This window comes from Epilithonimonas xixisoli (genome assembly GCF_004365655.1).
Classification (GTDB): domain Bacteria; phylum Bacteroidota; class Bacteroidia; order Flavobacteriales; family Weeksellaceae; genus Epilithonimonas; species Epilithonimonas xixisoli.
In genome coordinates, this window is record NZ_SOEO01000001.1 from 409,736 (window position 1) to 431,486 (window position 21,751).

Sequence of the window (21,751 nt, forward strand, 5' to 3'; positions counted from 1 at the left end):
GTTGCTGGATGATTTTGCAAATTATCTGAAAATATTCTTGATGATATTTCCAATCTCGACAAAATCATCGTGATTACGGACAGATCGGATTTCCGTATTGTCATTGTCCGTTTTGGAGTACGGATAAATCAGTAGATAATTCTTGTTCGGAAGTTTTTTGTTGAGGAAATCCGGAATGTAACGCATCTTCGGAAAGTATGAGGTCATTCCTCGTTTTGCCAAGATGAGAATCAATCCTTCGTTATCTTTTATTTTTTCTGCCTTCTTCTCAGCATCTGCCCAAGAATTAATCACGACAAAGTCTGCCTCAATATTGACTTTCTTGATGATTTTCTTTAAGACATTAATAATATTTTCAGGTGCATAAAAACTGATCACCGCACCAGAATTTTTACCAATGTTCCAAACTCTGGCTAAGGAATGGAAGAATCCCGATTCCAAATGCGCATTCTCGGGAATCATCACCAGATAACGTTTAACCGTCGAAAGTGGTTGTGCAGCGTGGTAAACGAAGATATTGATGTCATTATTCTGCAAATAACCATTATAAAGATTATCAGCGAATGACGCGGAGAAACCTTTCTCGTCTTCCAATCCAATGATGAGGTCGGTGATTTTCTGTTCTTTCACCACATTATTGATTCCGTTGATCACATCGTTGTCGTAACGTGTCAGAGGCTTTAATTTTACATCTGCGGCAGAAGCGGTGTTCACGGCGTAACTCAGGATTTTTTCAGCGTTTTTGATGGACGAATCATTTTTATCTTCATTAATGACATTCAGTCCGAACATATTCTCTGTGTTGGAATGATTTTTTACCAATAATCCAAGGTTTACAGTCTTGTCAACCATTCCTTCATAATTAAGCGCCAGAAGGATATTTTCCTGCTCGTGATTGTTTCCGGTAAGTGTATCTTCATTTTCTGCTTCCGCAATTTTCTCGGCACTCGCCATCGAGATGAAGGATGAAATGGTACATGAAATCAATATTAATAAAATACTACCGTTCAAAACGTGCTCGTTTAATAATCTAATTGGCTCTCCAGATTCACTTTCAGAAAGGATAATGTTGTAACCAACCATTACGGCTGCTAGAGTTGCAGCAGCAGAGGCGGAGCTTAATCCAAAAATCAATTTCCCTTCTTGCTTCGTCAATCGGAAAGTTTTCTGAGTCAAAACTGCGGCTACATATTTCCCTAAAATGGAAGCGACCAACATTACAGAAGCCACTTGAATCGTTTCCCAACTTTTGAAAAACACCGTGAAATCTATCAGCATCCCAACGCTGATCAAAAAGAAAGGAATGAAAATCGCGTTGCCGACAAACTCGACCCGATTCATCAATGAAGAAGTGTGTGGAATCAGTCGGTTCAAAGCTAATCCTGCCAAGAACGCTCCGATAATTGCTTCTACGCCGGCTAATTCTGCCAAAAGCGCGGCCAAATAAATCATTACCAATACAAAAATATATTGCGAAATCTTATCATCCACTTTTTTGAAAAACCATCTGCCAATGATTGGGAAAATTAATAAAACCACCAATCCGAATGCCAGAACATAACCAGAAAGTTTGATCCAAAACTCGCTGCCCACGTCTCCTTGAGACATTCCAACGACCACCGCCAAAACCAATAACGCCAAAACATCGGTAATCATAGTTCCACCGACGGTTATGTTTACAGAGAGATTCTTCGCAACGCCCAATTTGCTGACCAATGGATAAGCGATCAAAGTGTGTGACGAGAACAAGCTGGCAAAAAGAACTGAGGTCAATAATGAAAATCCTAAAAGATAATAGGCTCCCACAAATCCCAGCACAAATGGAACGATGAAGGTGTAGAGTCCAAAAGTCAAACTTTTCCACTTGTTCTTTTTGAAATCGCCCATATCGATCTCCAGACCGGCGAGAAACATAATATAGAGTAGTCCTGTTGTTCCAGTTACCACAATACTGCTATCTCTCGAGAGAACATTGAAACCATTTGGGCCAATGATTGCGCCAGCGATGATGAGTCCCAAAAGATGTGGAACTTTGATTTTGTTGAGTAACAATGGTGCGCTGAGAATGATGATGAGAACCACCAAAAATTTCAGAACAGGATCTTCCAAAGGAAGACTGAGGTTGTGAATACTTAGAAGCATTTGTGTGTTTTTTATTTTGATGGACGTACCAATTCTACAGAAAATACAGCAGAACAGTTGTTGTTTACAGTGATCATTCTTCTTCCACGAATCTTTTCTGGTGAAATCTCATTGAGGCGAATGTTCATATCAACAAGTTTTGAAGAAGTAGAATCGGTTCTGAAATTGAGTTTGATTTCGTTGTTTTCCAGTTTTCCGGCGTAAGTTCTGACCAAATTATTTTTGCTGTAAACATTCACGGAAGTTTGCAGAGAATCATTCACAAATTCCCAAACGTCGGTTCTTTGGTCGCCAATCACATAGTCGGAGCAAGTAGATTCTGTACAGATCACTTTTCCGTTCCATTTCCCGAGAATTTCTTCTGGCCAAGTCGGAATCACCACAGAATCTATTTTTTTCGCGTAGAGACTGTCTCTCATTTTCAAAAGCGCATCAAATTCTGCTTCCTTTTGAGAAAAGACATTTTCTTTTTCAGACAAGAGTCTTTCCCTTGCATCAAGCTGTTTTTCGCGTTCGTTCTCCTTGCAGGAAAATAGAAATAGGGATACACAGCATAACAATAGGATTTTCGTACTTCTCGGCATAATTTGATTTATTTTTGAATTTCAATATAACAAAAAATATGCAAAGCCACAACTTTGGAAAACGCTGGATTGGTAGTTTTGATTAATTATTTTCTCTCAAAATACTAGAACATTGAAGGTTGTGGTGGATTTATTAATGAAAATAATTATAAATATTTAATTCATTAAAATTCTACTCGATGTGATTTTTTAAGTTTCACAATCAATTTAACTTCAAAAAATCGTGAATTTAATATCCAGGAAGTTTTACCAATCTTACAATTTGATAAATTCCGTGATTTTTCAATGAAAGAGATCTCGCAATTTCCGGAATTGCCTGCAAATGGGCTTCGCAGAGATAACCAAATTCCAATTCTTTGACGACTTTGCAATGTTCGGAGATAATTTTCTTCAGCTTCTTGCTGGGCTTGTAAAACTCGACGTAAACCAGAAATTTGCTGTCGGAATAGTCTCGCGGTGTTCCGATGTCTTGGATGTATTTTTCTAAATCTTTCTTTCCCATTTTTAAACTCATTTTAATTGGTTACCTCTTTCTCGAATTTGTTATTAATGAAAATCAATGCCGAACCGCTTATCAAGAAGACGAAAAGCATTATTAATATATTAAGACTAACTTGACTGTAACCAAGGTTTGAAGCATTAAGAAAAGGATAGGGATACCAATTGACAATCGGTCCGCGAATCAACGAATAAATCAAATAAACCAGCGGAAAAATCAGCCAATAGAAACCATTTTTCCAACTCAGTTTTCCTTTTGTCACAAAGAAAAGCCAATACAAAACATACAGAATTGGAATGGCGACGTGCAACATATTATCCAAAAACAATTGCCAACCTGTAGGTTTCCAAATTCCTCGCAAAACGGTATTGTAAACCACAAAGACGATGAATATATACAAAGCAATCGCCGTTTTGACGGAAAGAGTGGAGAAGAAACTTCCCAACTTGGTTTTAGGGAAAAATGTCGAAAACGTCAAACTAATTGCAATCAAAGAATTGCATAAAACCGTAAAATAACTGATAACTGTAATGAAATTATCAGGCGAAATATAAAATTGAAGAACCACGCAAAACCAAGCGAGTAAGGCTAATGTGGAAGCGAAGATTATTTTAAAATTTAAACTTTTCATTATTCTCTGATTTTTATTCGATTGATTTTTAGTTGATTATGCTATTGTGTTTTGACCTTGATATATTTAAAGAAATTTTGAATTCTAAAATTATCATTTTTATTTCAGAGAGAAGAATCTAATAAAAAACCGCTCAAAATAATTGAACGGTTAGAAATTTTAGAACGAAGAAACTTCAGCGTGTTTTTTGTTTTTTTCTAAACTGGACATCTCATCCAAAAGTTTTTTCTTCAAAAGGAAGTAATTTCTTGCAATGTAATATTGATAACTGTTGATGGCAAAAAACAATTGTTGCAGATTTTTGTCAAAATACTCGTTGTGGCTGAAATATATCATCGTATAATTCGCATAATAATCCAAATCTTTCCTGTTTTCCTCGCTGATCTCGTTTTCCAAAAGGGGATTTTTTAGAATGATTTTCAACGCGTCTTTTAGTTTTGCTTCTAAAGGAATGTTGTTTTTGAAATTCTTTGCAATCTGGTCAAAAGGCGTTGTCACACTCACGAAGCCAAACGCGTTGCTGAGATCCACATACAGTTGGAATTGATTTTCGTAAGTCGCATCGCATTCCGCAAAGTCAGAATAGGTTTTTTTGAAATCGGATTCCAGATTTTGAGTTTTCGCAAGATTTAGGAAATAATGGTAAATATTAATGTCATTCTCTGTGACTTCTTTTTCCAGCGTTTTGATCTCGTTTTCCAAAGTTGGAATCAGTTTTTTTGCGTCGGAAGCTTTGTATTTTGTTCCGTCGTAATCAAAAGTTTTGATGTCCAATTCCTTCTTGGAAATTGCTTCGATAGTGCTTTTATCATTTTGAAGCGCAATCAAATTGTAGGCAATTTCAATTTTTTCCTTACCATAAAGTTCGTCAAAACTTAGATTTTCATTGGTCGGCGAAGAATTTTCGATATCAAATTTATCCGGATTTTTGTTGTCGTAATAGTTATTGAAAATTTTATCAAAAGTATCTTTGTTGTAATTCGCTTCAAATTCTTCTTTGAAATGATCAAATTCCAGATTGGATTTCTCACTTTCGTATTGAACATTCGAAAACAATTTGGTGGTTAGTTTTTCCTCCGTCTCCTCAAAGTTTTTGAATAGAAATTTTGCCGGCTGATTGTCTGCATTTTTTTGAATATTCAATTGTCTAAGACGGACAACTCTGTCTTCTGTTGACGGATGGGACGCCCACTGATTCTCAATCACCAATTTTGATTTGTTGAAAAGTCCAGCTTCTTCCAGTTTTACAACAGGCAAATCGTTTTTGTTTTCCAAATCACTTTCCTTCGCCAAAAATCCCATTACATAACTCTGTTCTTTGTAGATGTTTTTGCTGGCTTTGTTTTCCTTGATTTTGTTTTCATAGAAATTGAGGACATTGTTATAAGAATTATCTGCCAAGTCCAGCCTTAAAAGCGATTCTTCCAAAGCCAGCGATCCAGCGATGTTGGCAGAAACTTCATCGGCGTGAAACTCCATTTCCCGGGAAAGCGCCATATGACGGATGTTCACAAAAGAATACATCTTGTTAAGAATCCACTGGATGCCTTGCGTAATTTTAATTGCCAATCCTGCAAAAATGGCAAAATATCCACTTGCATTTGCCCAACTTTGGATGGTGTTTTTATAAGATTCGTCGTCATTCACCAAATTAAAAATGATTTGATTCACATTGTAAACATAGCTTCCCACTTTCATCGATCTTTGGGAAAAATGTCCGAACTCGTGCGCGAGAATTGCCTTCAGTTCTTGTTTCGTACAAGCATTTACAAGACCAATTCCGATGATGAGGTTTTTCTTAATCGGCAAAAACATACTCCAAAAACTGGAATCGTAGAAAACACTCGCATTCACATCATAAGCCAGATAAACTTTTTTCGGGAAATCTGTTCCGGCTTCCTTCACGATTTCGTCTATCATTTGGAAAAGTTGAGGTTCTTGATTTCGGGTGATTTCGGTCAAATAGCTTCGGTCGTTGACGTGTTTTTTGAAAAGAAATTTAATCAGGAAATATGAAATCAAAACACCCAAACTGGCAAGTCCCACACCGAGCATCAAAGTCAGGAACATTGGTTTTGCAATAATCAAAAATATCCCTGCAGTAATGCATCCAACCGTGAGCGCAATGGCAGAAAGGAATAATAAAATGTAAACAATAATGAACAGAATGATGGCGAAAATGGCAGATTTTGCTTTTTTCCTGAAATCTGAGGAAACTTCTACGGTCATAAAATTGATGGCTTATTAATTTTCCGTAAAAATAAAAAAATCATTGATATTTCTAATGTTGATAATATTAAATTATTAATTTATTCACAAAAAAAACCACTCGGAAAAATCCGAATGGTCAAATAAATAAAGTTAGTTTAATAAAAAAATTTATTTCACAATAATCGTTTGGTTCGGTCTGGTTTTACTTTTATAATAAGAAACCGCCACATCTTTTATCGCATTGATTCTCAGTTTTTCCAAAGCTACATCGTCATTATACATTTTCATTTGCAAATCCCATTGCTTTTTGTCCTCTGCACTTATTTTGCTCTCAATATTTTTTACCAAAGCATTGCTTTCTGCGGAACAAGGCGAAGTGCTGTCGATTCCCAAAAGAACGCCAAATGCAGATTCATAGTTTTTGTCAGCGATGTACATTTTCGCTTCTTTGATGAATGATGCACAGTTTTTTCGTTGATAATTTTTATAAGTTTCGATAGATTTTGTCTGAGCCGTTTTGTGACAACTCGCTTTTTCCGGAATCGATAATAGTAAAGCTAAAGATTCTTCATATCGTCCGTTTTTTTCCAGATTGGCAGATTTTGTAAGGATTTGATTACAATTCGCTTGATAGTAAGCCAATAGTTTTTCAGTTCCGTTGTTGATGAATTTTACCAATGCCGGGTCATTCGAGGACAAAGAATTGATGGCGTTGTTCAAAGCGGAATATTGGTCTCTTCCCGTTCCTTTCAATTGTTTGGAATAGCTGGAGAAAACCAAATTTGTTTGGTCTTGTTTGATGAGCAATTGTAAAGTCAGATTGGTGACGTTTACGTTTTGCATTCCGCCTTCTACAACTTCGTTTCCGTTGATGATGAGGTTCGGTTGCAAAACTAATCCATTGTTGTAATCGGTAGAAACCAATCCGTTTTCGGATAACATTTGGGTTAATTTTCCGTCGATTTTTGTCAATAAGTCATAATCAAAACTGTTTTGCTGTTCCTGGCTGAAATGGATAGAAAGTTGGATTTTTCCAATGTCAGCCGAGGTTTGCGAAAAACCAAACGTGCCCAAAAGCATTACGGAGAATAAAAGTATTTTTTTCATCGTTTTGTGTTTATTTTATGGTGATGTAGATGGTGTTTCCTTTGATGTCTTTGTCCGTTTGCATATTCAATGTTTTGAAGAATTTGAAGATTTCCAGAGCAAATTTGTTCGGGTTGTAATTCTTTCCATTCGCGTCTTTCAAAGGGATTTTCACATCATCCAGAATCATTCTTTTGTCAGTTGTTCCTTGGATGTGGTAATTGTTTTTGTAAGCATTTTTCTCCATCCACATTTCGATTTGGTCAGAAAGCGGAAGATTTTCCGGCGCCACTTCAGATGACATTTTGAAATTGGAACTTTGTGCAAAACTAATATCGATGTTGATAGATTTTCCATTGTTCACGATGTCTGTGAATTTGTTCTGCATCGTATTGATGAATTCCTCAGACACACTTTCTACCGCTTTGGAAGCCAGTTTTCCAAAATCGTCTGTGTAGAATTTGCCACTTTGCCCAACTTTGTTTGAAAGTGAATTTCCAGTCGAAGCTTCATAAGCAGAAATTACCACAGAAACTGAGTTTCCGGAATTACTGCTCACTTCATTCACCTCGGTTTGAACGTAGATGTCTGCGCCAGACATTTGTACAATCTGGTCTTTTACATCGGTTTGATTGTCGGAAGTGAAAACGTTGTTGTCTTTTGCAGATTTCAATTTTGCCACGAAATCAACGGTCGTAAATCCTTTGGAATCGAAAATTTCTTTCACTTTTGTGATGGCGATTCTTTTGTTGACATCGTTTTCAAGAACTGTACGCAAATCTTCACCTTCGCCAACATAAGGAATAACCATTATTTTGGGTTGAACGGTTGTGGTATTTGGAGTCGATTGACCAAATATTCTTGAAATGGATAAAACAAACAGGAAAAGGAAGCTTGTTTTTTTATAGATATTTTTCATTGAGTTATTGTTGATTTTTTTAATGAAATGATTTTAATTTATCTCGTAAAATGGTATTTTATTTTCCAATAAGATTTTTGACATCATTGGTAATTTTATCGCTGTATGAGATAAAAGCAATGTAATTTTTATCTTTACTAATTTCCATAGTAATTTTTGCAAAGTCTTTGTTCAATCCCCAAAACTGGCTTTCCAATTTTTTGAAAGTTGCTTCGTCTTGCGAGTTTTTTGCTTTAGTCATTTCGGCTAATAATTTTTCTCTCTTATCAAGAAAATCATTCGCTTTTTGGTTGTCCATTTTTGGACGTTCCATTTTATCATTTTGAACATTAGCTTTTTCTCTAATTGATTCAATTTTTTCTTCCGTAGTTCTTTTGTCGGTGTTTTGAGTCGATTTGGAAATCATAAATGAAGAAATGACCAACACTGGTAGCAAAATCAACATTATGATTGGTTTTCCACCATATTCTGTAAATTTTTTATAGGCAAAAAACATCAATCCCAATCCTAATATTAGAAGCCCGATTGCTAATCCAATATTTCCAAAAAGTTCAAAAACAGGTATCAAAATTCTAGGAACTCTGTACTCTGACTGTTCCTGAAAATAGGTTAATCCCCAAGTGAAAAAGAAAGAGCCGATAAGACCCATTGCCAAGGCTTTCACTTTTTCTGCAATACTAAGTGTTTTATTTTCTTGTGTCATTTTCTTGTATAGTTATGTTAATTTGAGCTTGTTCAATGTTTTTGACCTTAGTACTAAACGTTGAATTGCTCGCAACCCGACTTGAGCGTAAATCCTTTTTTGCTTTTAATTAAGTTCTATTGAATTTGAAATTTTCTGCAAAAAAGATTGGGAGCGGAAGGCGGAAAAGTTGCCCAAATTAATTGATTTAATAACCGAATTTTCTAATGATAGAATTTTGTTCCAAGTCCAATCTTAAAGCTCTTGTGTTTACAACCACTCTTTGGCTTCCATTGCCGTTTTTGGAAGATGAAGTCACAAAGGTTTTGTATCTGTTTTCGTTGAATAGTTTTTTGAAATATTCAGGAAATTGTTTTTCTGTTGCTTCTTCCGATGTGGAAATCAATGGCGTGGTTTGGTTGCTGTTGGGAATTCCACGGAATAACAAATGATAGATTGCTGTGTATTCTGGTTTTTGGTCTGTGATGTTCAAAGTCATCGAACTGTCGTTGGAATCAATTACCTGAATGTCGGATGCGTGATTTCGGCTATTGCAACTCAGTAAACCGATTGCAAAAGCGAATAGAAAAAATAAAGATTTCATAGGCGGAAGCTTATTTTTTAGTGATTAATGTGCATTCCAGTTTTTTGGACTCGGAGAAGTTGGAGCTGATGCTTTGAGCCGATTTTCTGTCAGAAGCGATTGCCTCGCTCAAGTTGTCTCCTGCAAGATTGACCACTTCTACAGTACCAATTTTTTGTGGATATTTTTGTCCGTCTATCAGTTCAATCATTTCTACAGAAAGCTTGTCGCCAACGTTGATTCCAGCGTGTTTTCCTAAGTTTACCAATACTTTAGTTCTGTTTTTGTCATCTGGCAAAAGTTTTACAATTTTACCTTGAAGTGGGAAATTCAATTTAAAATACTGGTTGATTTCTGTTTGGATAGATTTTATCGCGTTTTGAACAGCACTTTCCGGAGAAAGCATCAATTCGCTTGCTTTACCTTCAAAACTCGTTGCATCTGTGCTAAGTCCTGTCGCCACATCCACGATTTTCATCTGAAACGCAACGCTTGCTTTGTAGCCATTCACACCGCCGTTTGCTCCTTTCATAGAATAAACTGGGATTTTGGTAATATGTCCTGTAATGATTTTTTCAGCGGCCAAACTTGCACCTTGTTCCACTACGTTTTTACTGTCTATAAAAGCTTCGGATTTTTGAAGTTCCAATTCGTCGTTCACGCGGTCTGAGCTGGTTCTGTCCACCACACGGAAACGTTTGGCATTCGTCAGCATTTCTACTACTTTTTCCGTCACAAGGCCTACAAATCTAGGATTCTCATCACAAGTAAAAGCGGTAACACCTATGACAATTCTGTCATCTTTTTGCGCAGAAATCCTACTGAAAGACAGAGCAATCAGTAGGAATAATAATTTTTTAGTCATTATAGGTTACCTGCAGATTTTACAGTTTGAATAATGCTTTTGATTGCTTTTGTCTGAAAAACAGATTCTTCGCCTAGAATTGTAGAAGCATTTTTCGCATATTTCACAGCGGATCCTATTTTGGCCAGTTTCAAAGGATTGGTAACAGACATAGATTCTGACGAAACTGAAGTTACATTAGCTGCAAATGCTTGAACATTTTTAGATTGAGAAAAGATTCTAAGCGCCAATTCTTCACATTCTTTCAAAGTTGGTTTCTTCACTTTTACATCGGTTACGCCATCGTTGGTTTGTCCGATTGATCTGTAATAAAGGTTTTGCAGTAAAGGAGAGATTTTCATAGATTCTTTGGCAGAATCTCCAATTTCTGAGTTTAATTTGTCCAGTGTTGTAACACTTGTCGTTTTGGGAGCGGAAAGTTTTCCTAATTTTTCTACACGTTCCATAGAAGCTTTGAAATCTTCTCTCGATGTTTGTGCGATTGCAGAGGTGAGGCTAGCGAAAACGAAGGCAGCCATTAATAGTTTTTTCATTAGTTGAATTTTTTTCAAATGTAAATGAAATTTTCAAAAAACAAAAGATGATTATGATTTATTTTAATAGATATGTTTTGGTTGGTATGATTATTTTATTTGTTTGGTTTGTTTTTGTTTAAAATATTAATTCCGTTTTGGTTATTTATCTATTTTAAACATTTGATTCTGTTTAGATTTTGGCGAATCGTATTTCAATACATTTATGAATTATTATGTCTTAAACGATTATTGTCAATTCTGAATAAAGAATATTGTAATTATGTTGTTATATAGAGGTTTGAATATGAATTTCATTAGAAGAATATTATTTTTTTTTAAATAAAAAAAACCGCTCAGAAAAAATCTGAACGGTTTTAAAATTTATAATTGCTCGAATGCTTATAATTACATCATTCCTGGCATACCGCCGCCCATTGGCATTGCAGGTTCGTTGCTTTTCACCTCTGTGATTACACATTCAGTTGTCAAAAGCATTCCAGAAACTGAAGCTGCGTTTTCTAGAGCAACTCTTGTAACTTTAGTTGGATCGATGATTCCAGCTTCTAGCATATTCACATATTCGTCAGTTTTTGCGTTATAACCGAAATCTCCAGTTCCTTCTGCTACTTTCGCAACGATTACAGAACCTTCGCCACCAGCGTTAGCAACGATTTGTCTCAATGGTTCTTCAATCGCTCTTTTTACGATTTTGATACCAGTTGTTTCGTCAGCGTTATCACCTTGGAAGTTAAGCGCAGAAATAGCTCTTACCAAAGCAACACCACCACCAGCAACGATTCCTTCTTCAACAGCTGCTCTTGTAGCGTGAAGTGCATCGTCAACTCTGTCTTTTTTCTCTTTCATTTCGACTTCAGATGCGGCACCTACGTAAAGTACAGCAACACCACCAGCTAATTTAGCTAATCTCTCTTGAAGTTTTTCTTTGTCATAGTCAGAAGTAGTCGTTTCCATCTGAGCTTTGATTTGAGAAACTCTTCCTTTGATTTGAGCTTCCTCGCCACCACCGTTTACGATAGTTGTATTGTCTTTATCAATAGAAACTTTTTCTGCAGTTCCAAGCATTTCGATCGTTACATTCTCCATTGTGAAACCTCTTTCTTCAGAGATTACAGTTCCACCTGTTAAGATTGCGATGTCTTCCAACATTGCTTTTCTTCTGTCACCAAATCCTGGCGCTTTCACAGCAACAATTTTAAGAGAACCTCTCAATTTGTTCACAACCAAAGTTGCCAACGCTTCTCCTTCAACTTCTTCAGAGATGATTAATAATGATTTTCCACCTTGTGCAACTGGCTCAAGAACTGGCAATAATTCTTTCATTGAAGAGATTTTTTTCTCAACCAAAAGAATATAAGGATTGTCCAATTCAGCAACCATTTTCTCAGGATTGGTTACAAAATAAGGCGATTGGAAACCTCTGTCAAACTGCATACCTTCTACAACATCTACAGTTGTATCAATACCTTTTGCTTCCTCAACAGTGATTACACCTTCTTTCCCAACTTTTCCGAAAGCTTCAGCGATTAATGAACCGATAGTTTCGTCGTTGTTTGCAGAAACAGAAGCAACTTGCTTCACTTTTTCTGTAGAATCACCAACAGTTTGAGATTGAGATTTAAGGTTTTCAACCACTGCAGAAACAGCTTTGTCAATTCCTCTTTTCAAATCCATTGGGTTTGCACCAGCGGCTACGTTTTTAAGACCTTCTCTTACGATTGCTTGTGCCAAAACAGTTGCAGTAGTCGTTCCGTCTCCAGCGATGTCATTGGTTTTGGAAGCAACTTCCTTCACCATTTGAGCACCCATATTTTCTACTCTGTCTTCAAGTTCGATTTCTTTAGCTACAGAAACACCGTCTTTAGTTACGTGAGGCGCACCGAAAGATTTTTCGATTACCACGTTTCTACCTTTTGGTCCCAAAGTTACTTTTACTGCATTTGCTAATGCGTCAACACCTCTTTTCAAAGCGTCTCTTGATTCGATATCGAATTTTATTTCTTTTGCCATTTTTTGTTGTATTAATGTACTTTGTACAATGTATTAATGAATTTAATATCCACGAAAGTTGAAATCGTTTTACGTGAATATGTTTTACTTTTTACAATTAATTATCCAATAATTCCTAAAAGGTCTCCTTCTTTTACTATAAGGTAATCTTTCCCTTCAAATTTCAATTCAGTTCCGGAATATTTTCCATAAAGTACTTTGTCGCCTACTTGTACAGTCGTTGGTTCATCTTTTTTTCCAGGTCCTACGGCAACTACAGTTCCTTCTTGTGGTTTTTCTTTCGCAGTGTCCGGGATGATAAGTCCTGATGCTGTTTTAGTTTCTGCAGGTGTTGGTTCTACCAAAACTCTGTCCGCTAGCGGTTTGAAATTTACTGACATAATTATATTTTGATTTTAATATTATTCTAATTCTTCAAATCTCCAACAATGTGCCAATGGTGATAGAAGTCAAAAGTTAGAGGTTTGAAGTTGTTTTTGGCAGATATTTATTCTTAATACTGGAAATTTTGGCAGACTAAATTTGGAATCATCAAAGTTTAAAATTAATCCTTAATGATTTTTTTGGAATAGGAATTAATGCCGTCTTCTATTACAAGAATATAAATCCCTTTATCTATTTTCCTTAGATCGATGCTGTTGTTAATTATTGTTCCTTTGGATAATAATTGACCTGCAGAAGTGAAGATTTTGTAAGTTGTATTGGATGGTATTTTTTGAATGTGTAAAAAATCTTTCACTGGATTGGGATAGAATGTAATATTATAAGAAGCAGTTTCAGAAACGGCGAGGTTTCCTTCGGTTTCGTATGCTCCTAAATCTATAGAGTTTCCAGATAATCTTGGATTTCCTGCTAAATCTTTGGAGTTTGAAATAGGAATTTGAGAAACATTGTTATAAAGTGCATTTTCTCCAATGTTTCTTCCTGGACTGGTATCTTGTAAGTTGAAATTATTAAGAGAATTCATAAAAAGAGGATTGGTTCCTACAAGATTATTGCTTCCAAAAGTGTTGGCTTGGAAAATATTTCTTCTGAAGTCTTTCGTACTTTGATCATTGCTGTTGGGAGATGTGTGATCTACGTCGGCTAGGTTTGCTGAGCCAGATTTTGCTGTATTGTTGTAGAAAATAGAATTGAATATATGGGTCAAATATGTAGAGTTTACATTCGAGTCAAGGTGTCTGTGGATGATCGCTGAACCTTCATTTGAAACAAAAGTCGAATTAGAAACATAAAGTTCATCGTTATTATAAATTCCGCCGCCCGATTCCAAAGCTGAATTCTGATGGAAAAGTGAGTTTATTACTTTTAAAATTTCCCAACTATAAATAGCACCTCCATTTTGATTACAAGAGTTGGATTTGAAAACGGAATTGGATAAATTAAGCTCAGATTTCGAGTGAATCGCACCGCCAGACACGTCGGAATGGTTGTTCTCAAAAGTACAATTGATGATATTTGCCTTTTGCGTCCAGGTATAAATTGCGCCACCAGGATTTACGGAACTATTATTAATAAATCTGCTGTCGCGGATGGTCACATTATCGTCCCAGTTGTGAATAGCGCCTCCGCCATTTCCTTCGACAGAGTGGTTTTTGTTGCCTTCAAAATCACAATTTTCAACCAAGTGTCCGCCGCCGTTTCTAAGGTAAACTGCGCCTGCACCTCTTTCGGATGTAGAGACGTTATCGGTGAATTTGCAATTTTTTAAAATAAAATTTTCGCCAGCCATGAAGATTGCGCCACCTCCAGAGTTGGGATTTGTGCCTCCTGTGATGGTTCCGGTTACAAATCCATTTCTGAATGTGATACCATTCACTTCGGTATTGTCGCTTCTGAGCATCAGGATTTGGGTGGTATTCTGTCCATCAAGAATTGTAAGATTTGTCGTGTAATTTCTTTGGTTGAGGTTGGTTTCTGTTCCCGCAAATCCACCGTATAATTTTAGATTTGAAATATTATTCTCCAAAACTAAGCTGGAGGTGATATTGTAAACACCAGATTTTAACCACAATTGTGAGTTTGATCCCGCGTTGCTGATGGCGTTTTGTAATGTGGAAGCATTAGCCCAGGAAGATCCGCTTTTGTTTCCGGCGCCGGATTGAGTTACAAATATTTGAGAATTTAATTTTAAAATGAGTAAAAGAAAACCTAAGAAATAATACTTTTTCATAAAATTTTGTTTTGGTGATTAATATATTTTTGATTTTTAAAGTAGCGCTATTCGATGCTTAATTTAATTAGCATGTACTCTAAATCTTGATTCTAAGCCAATTCTACTGAAATATCAAACTAATAATCATTCCATTTTTTTAAGAATTGTTAGTATTGCTATATTTTAATGTTAATAAATCGTTAACAATTTTGGCAGGTGTTTTGTATAATTCTTAACAATATTAAATTATAAGTTATGATTAAACAATTATTTTTTGCTATGAGCCTATTATTGGCAAGTTTTGTATGTCATGCGCAGACAATTTCTTTGACTGGCGCACAATTTAACAATTGGGAAGATGATGTGGATCTAACATCGACTACTGGAATTATCTACACCGCAGCTAATGTTTCTCTGATTCCTGGCGAAATCAAGTTTAGAGAAAATCACAGTTGGGGAAATAGTTGGGGTGCAAATTCTTTTCCTGTAGGAATTGGCGTTCTGAATGTGCAGGCTAACATTCTTGTGAATGTCGCAGGTACATATAATGTCGTTTTCAACAAGTTAACTGGGGTTTACGCTTTTGTCCTCACTTCTTTCCCTAGAGTTTCTTTGGTGGGTAATAACATAGGAACACCATGGGAAACAGATGTTTTCCTGAATACAATCGATGGAATTACTTATAATCTTCAAAATTACAACTTAGTTTCCGGCGAGGTCAAATTCCGTTTGGAAGCTGGCTGGCTAGTGAGTTGGGGAAGTAGCAATGGTGCATTCCCGACTGGTTTAGGAGTTTTGGGAGGTCTTAACATCAATGCAAATGTAGCAGGAACTTATAACATTAGTTTCAATTTGCTTACCGGAGTTTATCTTTTCACGCAAACGCTCGCTGTTTCCGATACGACTAAGAAACAAGTTGTCCTGAATACCCTTGTGAAAGATGATCTTAGATTTTCCGAACAAGTCAATAGGGTAGATCTCTATTCGGCAGATGGAAAATTGATTAAGTCCTATCAAAACATCACAACTGTGAATATGTCAGATCTTTCCAAAGGTCAATATGTTTTGAAAATCCAAATCAAAGGAAACGAAACTTTCAGTCAAAAAATTATCAAAAATTAATTTTCAAACCAAAGATTTTCTCCTTTTAATATCAAAGGACTAGGAAAATTATTTGTAAACAAACTTCCGGTGCCCAATCCTTGCGGCATCGGATTTTTTTTGAGATAAGTGTATTGTGCAATGGCATTCAGTCCAATGTTACTTTCCAGTGCAGATGTGATCCACCAGCCAATATTTTGTTTTTCTGCCAAACTAATCCATTCATCAGATCCGGAAAATCCGCCGATCAGACTTGGTTTCAAAATAATATATTGAGGTTCAACTTTTCGGAGAAGGTCTTTCTTAGATTCCACATTCAAAATTCCGATCAATTCTTCGTCCAGCGCAATGGGAGTTGGTGTGTTTTTGCAAAGTTCTGCCATCGCTTCCCAGTTTCCGGCTTGTATCGGTTGTTCGATCGAATGAATATCGAGTTTTGCCAATTCTTCCAAAACGACTTTAGCTTGTTCTGGAGAGAAAGCGCCATTGGCATCTACGCGAAGTTCAATTTTATCTTTCGGGAATTTCTTTCTTAGAGACTTTAATATTTCTCTTTCAGAATCCCAATCAGTTCCGATTTTTAGTTTGATGCAAGTGAAACTACTTTCCAGTTTTTCTTCAATTTGAGATTGCATATAATCTGTATCGCCCATCCAAATCAATCCATTAATCATAATAGAATCTTTTCCATCTGTGAAATCACTAGGAAAATAAAGGTCTCCCTGATGTTCAAGGTTCAACAAAGCTTGTTCGATTCCAAAAATAATGGAAGGATGATTCACGAGTTCTTCCTGCAAATCTTCTAATTTAAGATTGATGTTTCTGCAAGCCCATTCCAAAGCATTTTCATAATCGTCATCGTCATCAAAACTCAATCCTCGGAAAAGAGAACATTCTCCGATTCCTTTTTTGTCATCTTCAAAGATTTCGATAAAATAAGTTTCTTTCGTGTCCAATATGCCGCGCGAAGTTCCGCTTGGACGTTTAAAATTGAGAATATATTGGTGAAATTTTGCAGTCTTCATTTTACAAAAATAAGAAAAGACCGAGAAAATCGGTCTTTTATAGAATAATCTAAAAAAAATAAGTTTAATTTTTATTTACCGCTTTTGCCATAAATTCCTCTGCTTTCGTTACCATTGCTGCACTTCCGCAGAAAAAAGGAACACGCTGATGAAGCTCTGTTGGCTCAATTTCCATAATTCTTTTGAAACCGTCACTGCATTTTCCGCCGGCTTGTTCTGCCAAATAGGCTAATGGATTACATTCGTAAAGAAGTCTAAGTTTTCCTTTTGGAGATTGCGATGTGGAAGGGTAGATGTAGATGCCGCCTTTCAGCATATTTCTGTGAAAATCCGAAACCAACGATCCGATATATCTGGATGTATATGGTCTGTCGCCTTCTTCCTCCTGACAATATTTGATGTAATCTTTCACGCCTTGCGGAAATTTAACATAATTTCCTTCGTTGATAGAGTAGATTTTCCCCGCAGTTGGGAACTTGATGTTTTCGTGAGATAAGTAGTAAGTTCCGATTGATGGATCCAAAGTAAATCCATTCACGCCATTTCCAGTCGTGTAAACAATCATTGTAGATGAGCCATAAACCACGTAACCTGCTGCAACTTGATTCACACCTTTTTGTAAGAAATCTCTCAATTCTACAGGACTTCCCGGATCCGAAACTCTCCTGTAAATAGAAAAAATGGTTCCCACAGACACATTCACATCGATGTTGGAAGAGCCATCCAAAGGATCAATCAAAACCACATATTTGCTGAGGTGTGCGTTTTCCGTGCATTTCACTTCTATAAAGTCATCGTTTTCCTCAGAGGCAATTCCGCAAACCACTTCTCGCTGAGAAAGAGCAGCGATGAAGATGTCATTCGCCAGAACATCCAGTTTTTGCTGTTCTTCGCCTTGGATGTTTTCTGTTCCCACTTTTCCAATGATGTCGGCAATTCCTGCTTTGTTCACTTCGCGGTTGACGATTTTCGTAGCAATCCTGATGGAACTGATAAGTCTGGAAAGTTCTCCGGTGGAGTATTTGAAATCATCTTGTTTTTCGATAATGAATTCTCCTAAAGTCTGCAAAGCCTGATTTGACATATTTTGGTTAATTTGATTTTTACAAAACTATATTTTTTTTTAATTCAATGAAACAAAATTTACCATTTTTTGATGACACTTATCATAATTTCATTAATATGTTTTATATCTCAAATTGAGGCATTGGAAAAAGAAGTCTCTAATTTTTATATTTCGTTCATTATTAATATTTTTGAAAGTTAATATTCGATTAACAGCTTCTTAATTTTATAAGAAAAAAATCTAACGGTAAAAATCTAATGAAAATTTACAAATTTGGTGGCGCATCTGTAAAAGATGCCGATGGTGTGAAAAATGTGGCTTTGGTTCTGGAAACACAAGGTTTTGAAAAATGTCTGCTGGTGGTTTCCGCTATGGGAAAAACGACGAATGCGCTGGAAAAAGTAGTAGAATATTACTTCAAGAAGCAGGATTACCAGGCAGAAATAGAATTGATAAAGAAATCTCACATCGATATTGCCAAAGGTTTATTCTCAGAAGGTCATCCCGTTTTTGGGGAGATATCATTATTTTTTGATGATATTGATTCTTTTTTGAGAAGAAACAAATCGCCGAATTATAACTTCGTTTACGATCAGGTTGTAAGTTGTGGTGAGATGATTTCTTCCAAAATTCTCAGCGAATATCTAAATGAAATTCAGTTTTTCAACCATTGGTTGGATGCGAGAGATTATATTAAAACCGATACAAATTATAGAGAAGGAATCGTAAACTGGCAGGAGACAGAACAGAATATTTCCAAACTGGATAAGATCAATTGCTATGTGACGCAGGGATTTATAGGGTCAGAAAGTAATAATTTCACGGTGACATTGGGTCGTGAAGGTTCAGATTACACCGCTGCGATTTTCGCTTATTGCCTCAATGCAGACGAAATGACGATCTGGAAAGACGTTCCCGGCGTGATGACTGGCGATCCAAGAAAATTTGATGATGTGGAATTGTTGACGCATATTTCTTACGAGGAAGCGATTGAGATGGCTTACTACGGCGCATCTGTCATTCACCCAAAAACTTTACAACCGCTGAAACAGAAGAATATTCCGTTTTTTGTAAAATCATTTGTTGAGCCGAAAGAACCGGGAACTAAAGTTGGGAATTCCGCAGAAAACGAACTTACAGAAAGTTATATCCTGAAAGAAAATCAAACGTTGCTGAATGTTGAAACGCGAGACTTCTCTTTCATAGCCGAGGATCACATCAGTTTGATATTTACACTTTTGGCAAAATATAAAATTAAAGTTTCTTTGATGCAGAATTCAGCAATTTCATTAGCTTTATGTTTGGAAGACAAATTTGGAACAGCAAACGATTTCAATGAAGAATTGCAACAAAACTTCATCACACAAATGACAAAAAATGTAGCGTTATTTACTGTCAGAAATGCAGAATTGGATAAGCTGGACAAATTCTACAAAGACAAAAAAGTCTTGCTGGAACAGATTTCCAAAAAAACATTTCAAATGGTAACTATGTAAAAAAACTATGAGCTTAATTTCCAAAGAAGACTTGATAAAAGCTGCCGGATTAGAAAAAATTGGTTTTCTCAAAAGACCAGTGGCTTCGGCAATTATGAATCTCACAAAAATAAATGAAGTCAATGATCTCTATAACAAACTGATTCACACCAAAGGCGTAGAGTTTTTTGATGAGTTCATTCGCGAGCAGGAACTCAGCTACATCGTGTTTGAAGAAGATCTTGCCAAAGTTCCAAAAACCGGTCCGTTCATTATCGTTTCCAATCATCCGCTGGGAGCATTGGATGGGATTTTGATGTGCAAAATTCTGTTGCGCGTGCGTCCGGATTTCAAAGTGATGGGGAATTTTCTCCTTTCGAAAATTAAGCCAATGGATCCATTTGTGATTTCGGTTAACCCATTCGAAGAAAGAAAAGATGCTTTCAACAGTTCTGGCGGGATGAGAGAAACTTTCAGGCATTTGTCGGAAGGAGGGTGTCTTGGAATTTTTCCTGCAGGCGAAGTTTCTAATAAAAATAATGAGTACGGAGAAATACTAGACAGACCTTGGGGAAAAACAGCTTTGAAAATCATTAAAAAAGCTAAAGTTCCGGTAATCCCGATGTATTTCCACGCAACTAACAGTAAAATGTTTTATAATGTTTCTAAGCTGCATCCGGATTTGCAAACCTTGATGCTACCAACAGAAATGATGCGCAAAAGGGATAAGCCCATCCGAATCCGAATTGGAAAACCAATCTCTGTAAAACAAATGGATGAGGAAGAAACGCTGGAAGAATTGGGCGATTATCTGTACAACAAAGTCTATATGCTGAAGTCTTACTACGAAAGAAGAAAAAGCATAACAGAGAAACTGAAGCTGCCCAATATGTCATTGAAAAATCCGCTTCAGAAACAAAACAATATTGTTCAGAATATCATAGATGCAACGCCGACTGAAGATATTGAAAACGAAATTAATACGCTGAAACAAACCGAAAATAAGAAACTTTTTTCACACGGCGATTACGATGTGTTTTTCACCAAATCCGAAGAGATTCCATCCATAATGAGGGAAATCGGAAGGCAGAGAGAACTCACATTCCGCGCCATTGGAGAAGGGACAAATCTTCCTTTTGATCTGGATGAGTACGATAATCATTACCATCATCTTTTCCTTTGGGACAATGCGGATAAAAAGCTGGTTGGCGCTTACCGAATGGCTCTGGGTTCCGAAGTCATGAAAAAGCATGGCATAGATGGATTCTACACCAGTTCTCTCTTTGAATATGATCCGGAATTGCAACCATTTTTCCGAAAAGTGATAGAAATGGGAAGAGCTTACATTTCCATAGAATATCAGCAAAAACCATTTCCATTATTCCTGCTTTGGAGAGGAATTGTTCACGTTTGTTTGAGAAATCCGGAACACAAATTCCTGATGGGAGGCGTGAGCATCAGCAACAAATTCTCAGAATTCTCAAAATCATTGATGATTGAATTTATGCGTTCTCATTATTATGATTCTGCAGTTGCACAATATATTCATCCAAAAAATGAATTTAAAGTAGTGATGAAAGAGCGTGATAAAGCATTGTTCTTTGAAGATATGGATGCTGATCTTAATAAGCTTGATAAAATTATTGACGATCTTGAACCTGAATTAAGATTGCCGGTTTTGATTAAGAAATATATTAAACAAAATGCAAAAATGATCGCCTTCAACGTAGATCCAAACTTCAATGATGCGATTGATGGATTGATGTATATCAGAATCAGTGATCTTCCGGAAGATACAATCAAGCCGGTTTTGGAGGAATTGAGTGATTTTTTCAAAGCGCAAACTGAAAAAAAATCGTCTGAAAATCAGTGATTTTTGCATTAATATTCAAGGAATTTTCAATATAACTTGCACAGTAAGAATAAAGAATATATTTTTGCACCACTCAAAATAACAATGCGAGTGTTGGTTTCTTAGCTCAGTTGGTAGAGCAATGGATTGAAAATCCATGTGTCCCTGGTTCGATCCCTGGAGAAACCACAACATCTTAATTTAAGATTTAAAAAATTAAAAGATGTATTTATTACATCGAACAGAACAAAAAAGTTTTGGTTTCTTAGCTCAGTTGGTAGAGCAATGGATTGAAAATCCATGTGTCCCTGGTTCGATCCCTGGAGAAACCA

General features: G+C 36.3%; 19 protein-coding genes and 2 tRNA genes. 5 read left to right on the forward strand and 16 right to left on the reverse strand.

Translation table 11 applies throughout. The features are described 5' to 3' along the window. Nucleotides 1-21 precede the first annotated feature (21 nt). The 14 genes from B0I22_RS01980 to B0I22_RS02045 all read right to left on the reverse strand — a co-directional run bounded on the left by B0I22_RS01980 (nt 22) and on the right by B0I22_RS02045 (nt 14,918). On the reverse strand, nt 22-2,142 hold the full coding sequence (locus tag B0I22_RS01980; RefSeq protein WP_133942935.1) for a cation:proton antiporter: 2,121 nt from the start codon (nt 2,140-2,142) through the stop codon (nt 22-24). A gap of 11 nt (nt 2,143-2,153) precedes the next feature. Then, complete coding sequence (locus B0I22_RS01985) at nt 2,154-2,726, reverse strand: hypothetical protein (RefSeq protein ID WP_133942936.1); 573 nt, start codon at nt 2,724-2,726, stop codon at nt 2,154-2,156. Between the two features lie 229 nt (nt 2,727-2,955). Then, nucleotides 2,956-3,240, reverse strand: a complete 285-nt coding sequence (locus tag B0I22_RS01990) for a hypothetical protein (protein WP_166668157.1) — start codon at nt 3,238-3,240, stop codon at nt 2,956-2,958. 1 nt (nt 3,241) lies between these two features. Further along, complete coding sequence (locus tag B0I22_RS01995) at nt 3,242-3,856, reverse strand: Pr6Pr family membrane protein (RefSeq protein ID WP_133942938.1); 615 nt, start codon at nt 3,854-3,856, stop codon at nt 3,242-3,244. Nucleotides 3,857-4,015: 159 nt separating this feature from the next. Beyond that, nucleotides 4,016-6,085 carry a M48 family metallopeptidase gene (locus B0I22_RS02000; RefSeq protein WP_133942939.1) on the reverse strand — a complete coding sequence of 690 codons (2,070 nt, stop codon included), beginning with the start codon at nt 6,083-6,085 and terminating at the stop codon, nt 4,016-4,018. Between the two features lie 150 nt (nt 6,086-6,235). Beyond that, nucleotides 6,236-7,174, reverse strand: coding sequence for a hypothetical protein (locus B0I22_RS02005; protein ID WP_133942940.1), 939 nt, complete (start codon nt 7,172-7,174; stop codon nt 6,236-6,238). 10 nt (nt 7,175-7,184) lie between these two features. After that, nucleotides 7,185-8,072: a DUF6175 family protein gene (locus B0I22_RS02010; protein WP_221411210.1), complete on the reverse strand. Its 888-nt coding sequence runs from the start codon at nt 8,070-8,072 to the stop codon at nt 7,185-7,187. Between the two features lie 58 nt (nt 8,073-8,130). Further along, nucleotides 8,131-8,775, reverse strand: coding sequence for a hypothetical protein (locus tag B0I22_RS02015; protein WP_133942941.1), 645 nt, complete (start codon nt 8,773-8,775; stop codon nt 8,131-8,133). A 187-nt stretch (nt 8,776-8,962) separates the two neighbouring features. Then, nucleotides 8,963-9,358, reverse strand: a complete 396-nt coding sequence (locus B0I22_RS02020; RefSeq protein ID WP_133942942.1) for a hypothetical protein — start codon at nt 9,356-9,358, stop codon at nt 8,963-8,965. Nucleotides 9,359-9,368: 10 nt separating this feature from the next. Beyond that, nucleotides 9,369-10,202 (reverse strand): CsgG/HfaB family protein, encoded by an 834-nt coding sequence (locus B0I22_RS02025; RefSeq protein WP_133942943.1) that lies wholly within the window; start codon nt 10,200-10,202, stop codon nt 9,369-9,371. Then, nucleotides 10,202-10,735, reverse strand: coding sequence for a hypothetical protein (locus B0I22_RS02030; protein ID WP_133942944.1), 534 nt, complete (start codon nt 10,733-10,735; stop codon nt 10,202-10,204). The genes B0I22_RS02025 and B0I22_RS02030 overlap by 1 nt, the downstream gene beginning before the upstream one ends. A gap of 387 nt (nt 10,736-11,122) precedes the next feature. Continuing rightward, nucleotides 11,123-12,745, reverse strand: coding sequence for a chaperonin GroEL (gene groL / locus B0I22_RS02035; protein ID WP_133942945.1), 1,623 nt, complete (start codon nt 12,743-12,745; stop codon nt 11,123-11,125). Between the two features lie 101 nt (nt 12,746-12,846). Continuing rightward, nucleotides 12,847-13,125: a co-chaperone GroES gene (locus tag B0I22_RS02040; protein WP_133942946.1), complete on the reverse strand. Its 279-nt coding sequence runs from the start codon at nt 13,123-13,125 to the stop codon at nt 12,847-12,849. A gap of 164 nt (nt 13,126-13,289) precedes the next feature. Then, nucleotides 13,290-14,918, reverse strand: coding sequence for a T9SS type A sorting domain-containing protein (locus tag B0I22_RS02045; RefSeq protein WP_133942947.1), 1,629 nt, complete (start codon nt 14,916-14,918; stop codon nt 13,290-13,292). 237 nt (nt 14,919-15,155) lie between these two features. Here B0I22_RS02045 and B0I22_RS02050 point away from each other — a divergent pair, with 237 nt between their 5' ends. Continuing rightward, a complete protein-coding gene (locus tag B0I22_RS02050; protein ID WP_133942948.1) occupies nt 15,156-16,022 on the forward strand; it encodes a T9SS type A sorting domain-containing protein in 867 nt (288 codons plus the stop codon). On the opposite strand, the gene B0I22_RS02055 is transcribed toward B0I22_RS02050, so the two are convergent. Next, nucleotides 16,019-17,026: an o-succinylbenzoate synthase gene (locus B0I22_RS02055; protein ID WP_133942949.1), complete on the reverse strand. Its 1,008-nt coding sequence runs from the start codon at nt 17,024-17,026 to the stop codon at nt 16,019-16,021. The genes B0I22_RS02050 and B0I22_RS02055 overlap by 4 nt on opposite strands. Nucleotides 17,027-17,090: 64 nt before the next feature. Next, entirely contained in the window at nt 17,091-18,110 is a 1,020-nt protein-coding gene (gene fbp / locus B0I22_RS02060; protein WP_133942950.1) for a class 1 fructose-bisphosphatase, read from the reverse strand. A gap of 239 nt (nt 18,111-18,349) precedes the next feature. Between fbp and B0I22_RS02065 the strand changes: the two genes are divergently transcribed. The 4 genes from B0I22_RS02065 (at nt 18,350) to B0I22_RS02080 (ending at nt 21,751) form a co-directional block, all read left to right on the forward strand. Beyond that, complete coding sequence (locus B0I22_RS02065) at nt 18,350-19,588, forward strand: aspartate kinase (RefSeq protein ID WP_133942951.1); 1,239 nt, start codon at nt 18,350-18,352, stop codon at nt 19,586-19,588. 7 nt (nt 19,589-19,595) lie between these two features. Next, a complete protein-coding gene (locus tag B0I22_RS02070) occupies nt 19,596-21,440 on the forward strand; it encodes a bifunctional lysophospholipid acyltransferase family protein/GNAT family N-acetyltransferase (RefSeq protein WP_133942952.1) in 1,845 nt (614 codons plus the stop codon). Nucleotides 21,441-21,535: 95 nt separating this feature from the next. Continuing rightward, a tRNA-Phe gene (locus B0I22_RS02075) sits at nt 21,536-21,608 on the forward strand. Nucleotides 21,609-21,678: 70 nt separating this feature from the next. Then, a tRNA-Phe gene (locus B0I22_RS02080) sits at nt 21,679-21,751 on the forward strand.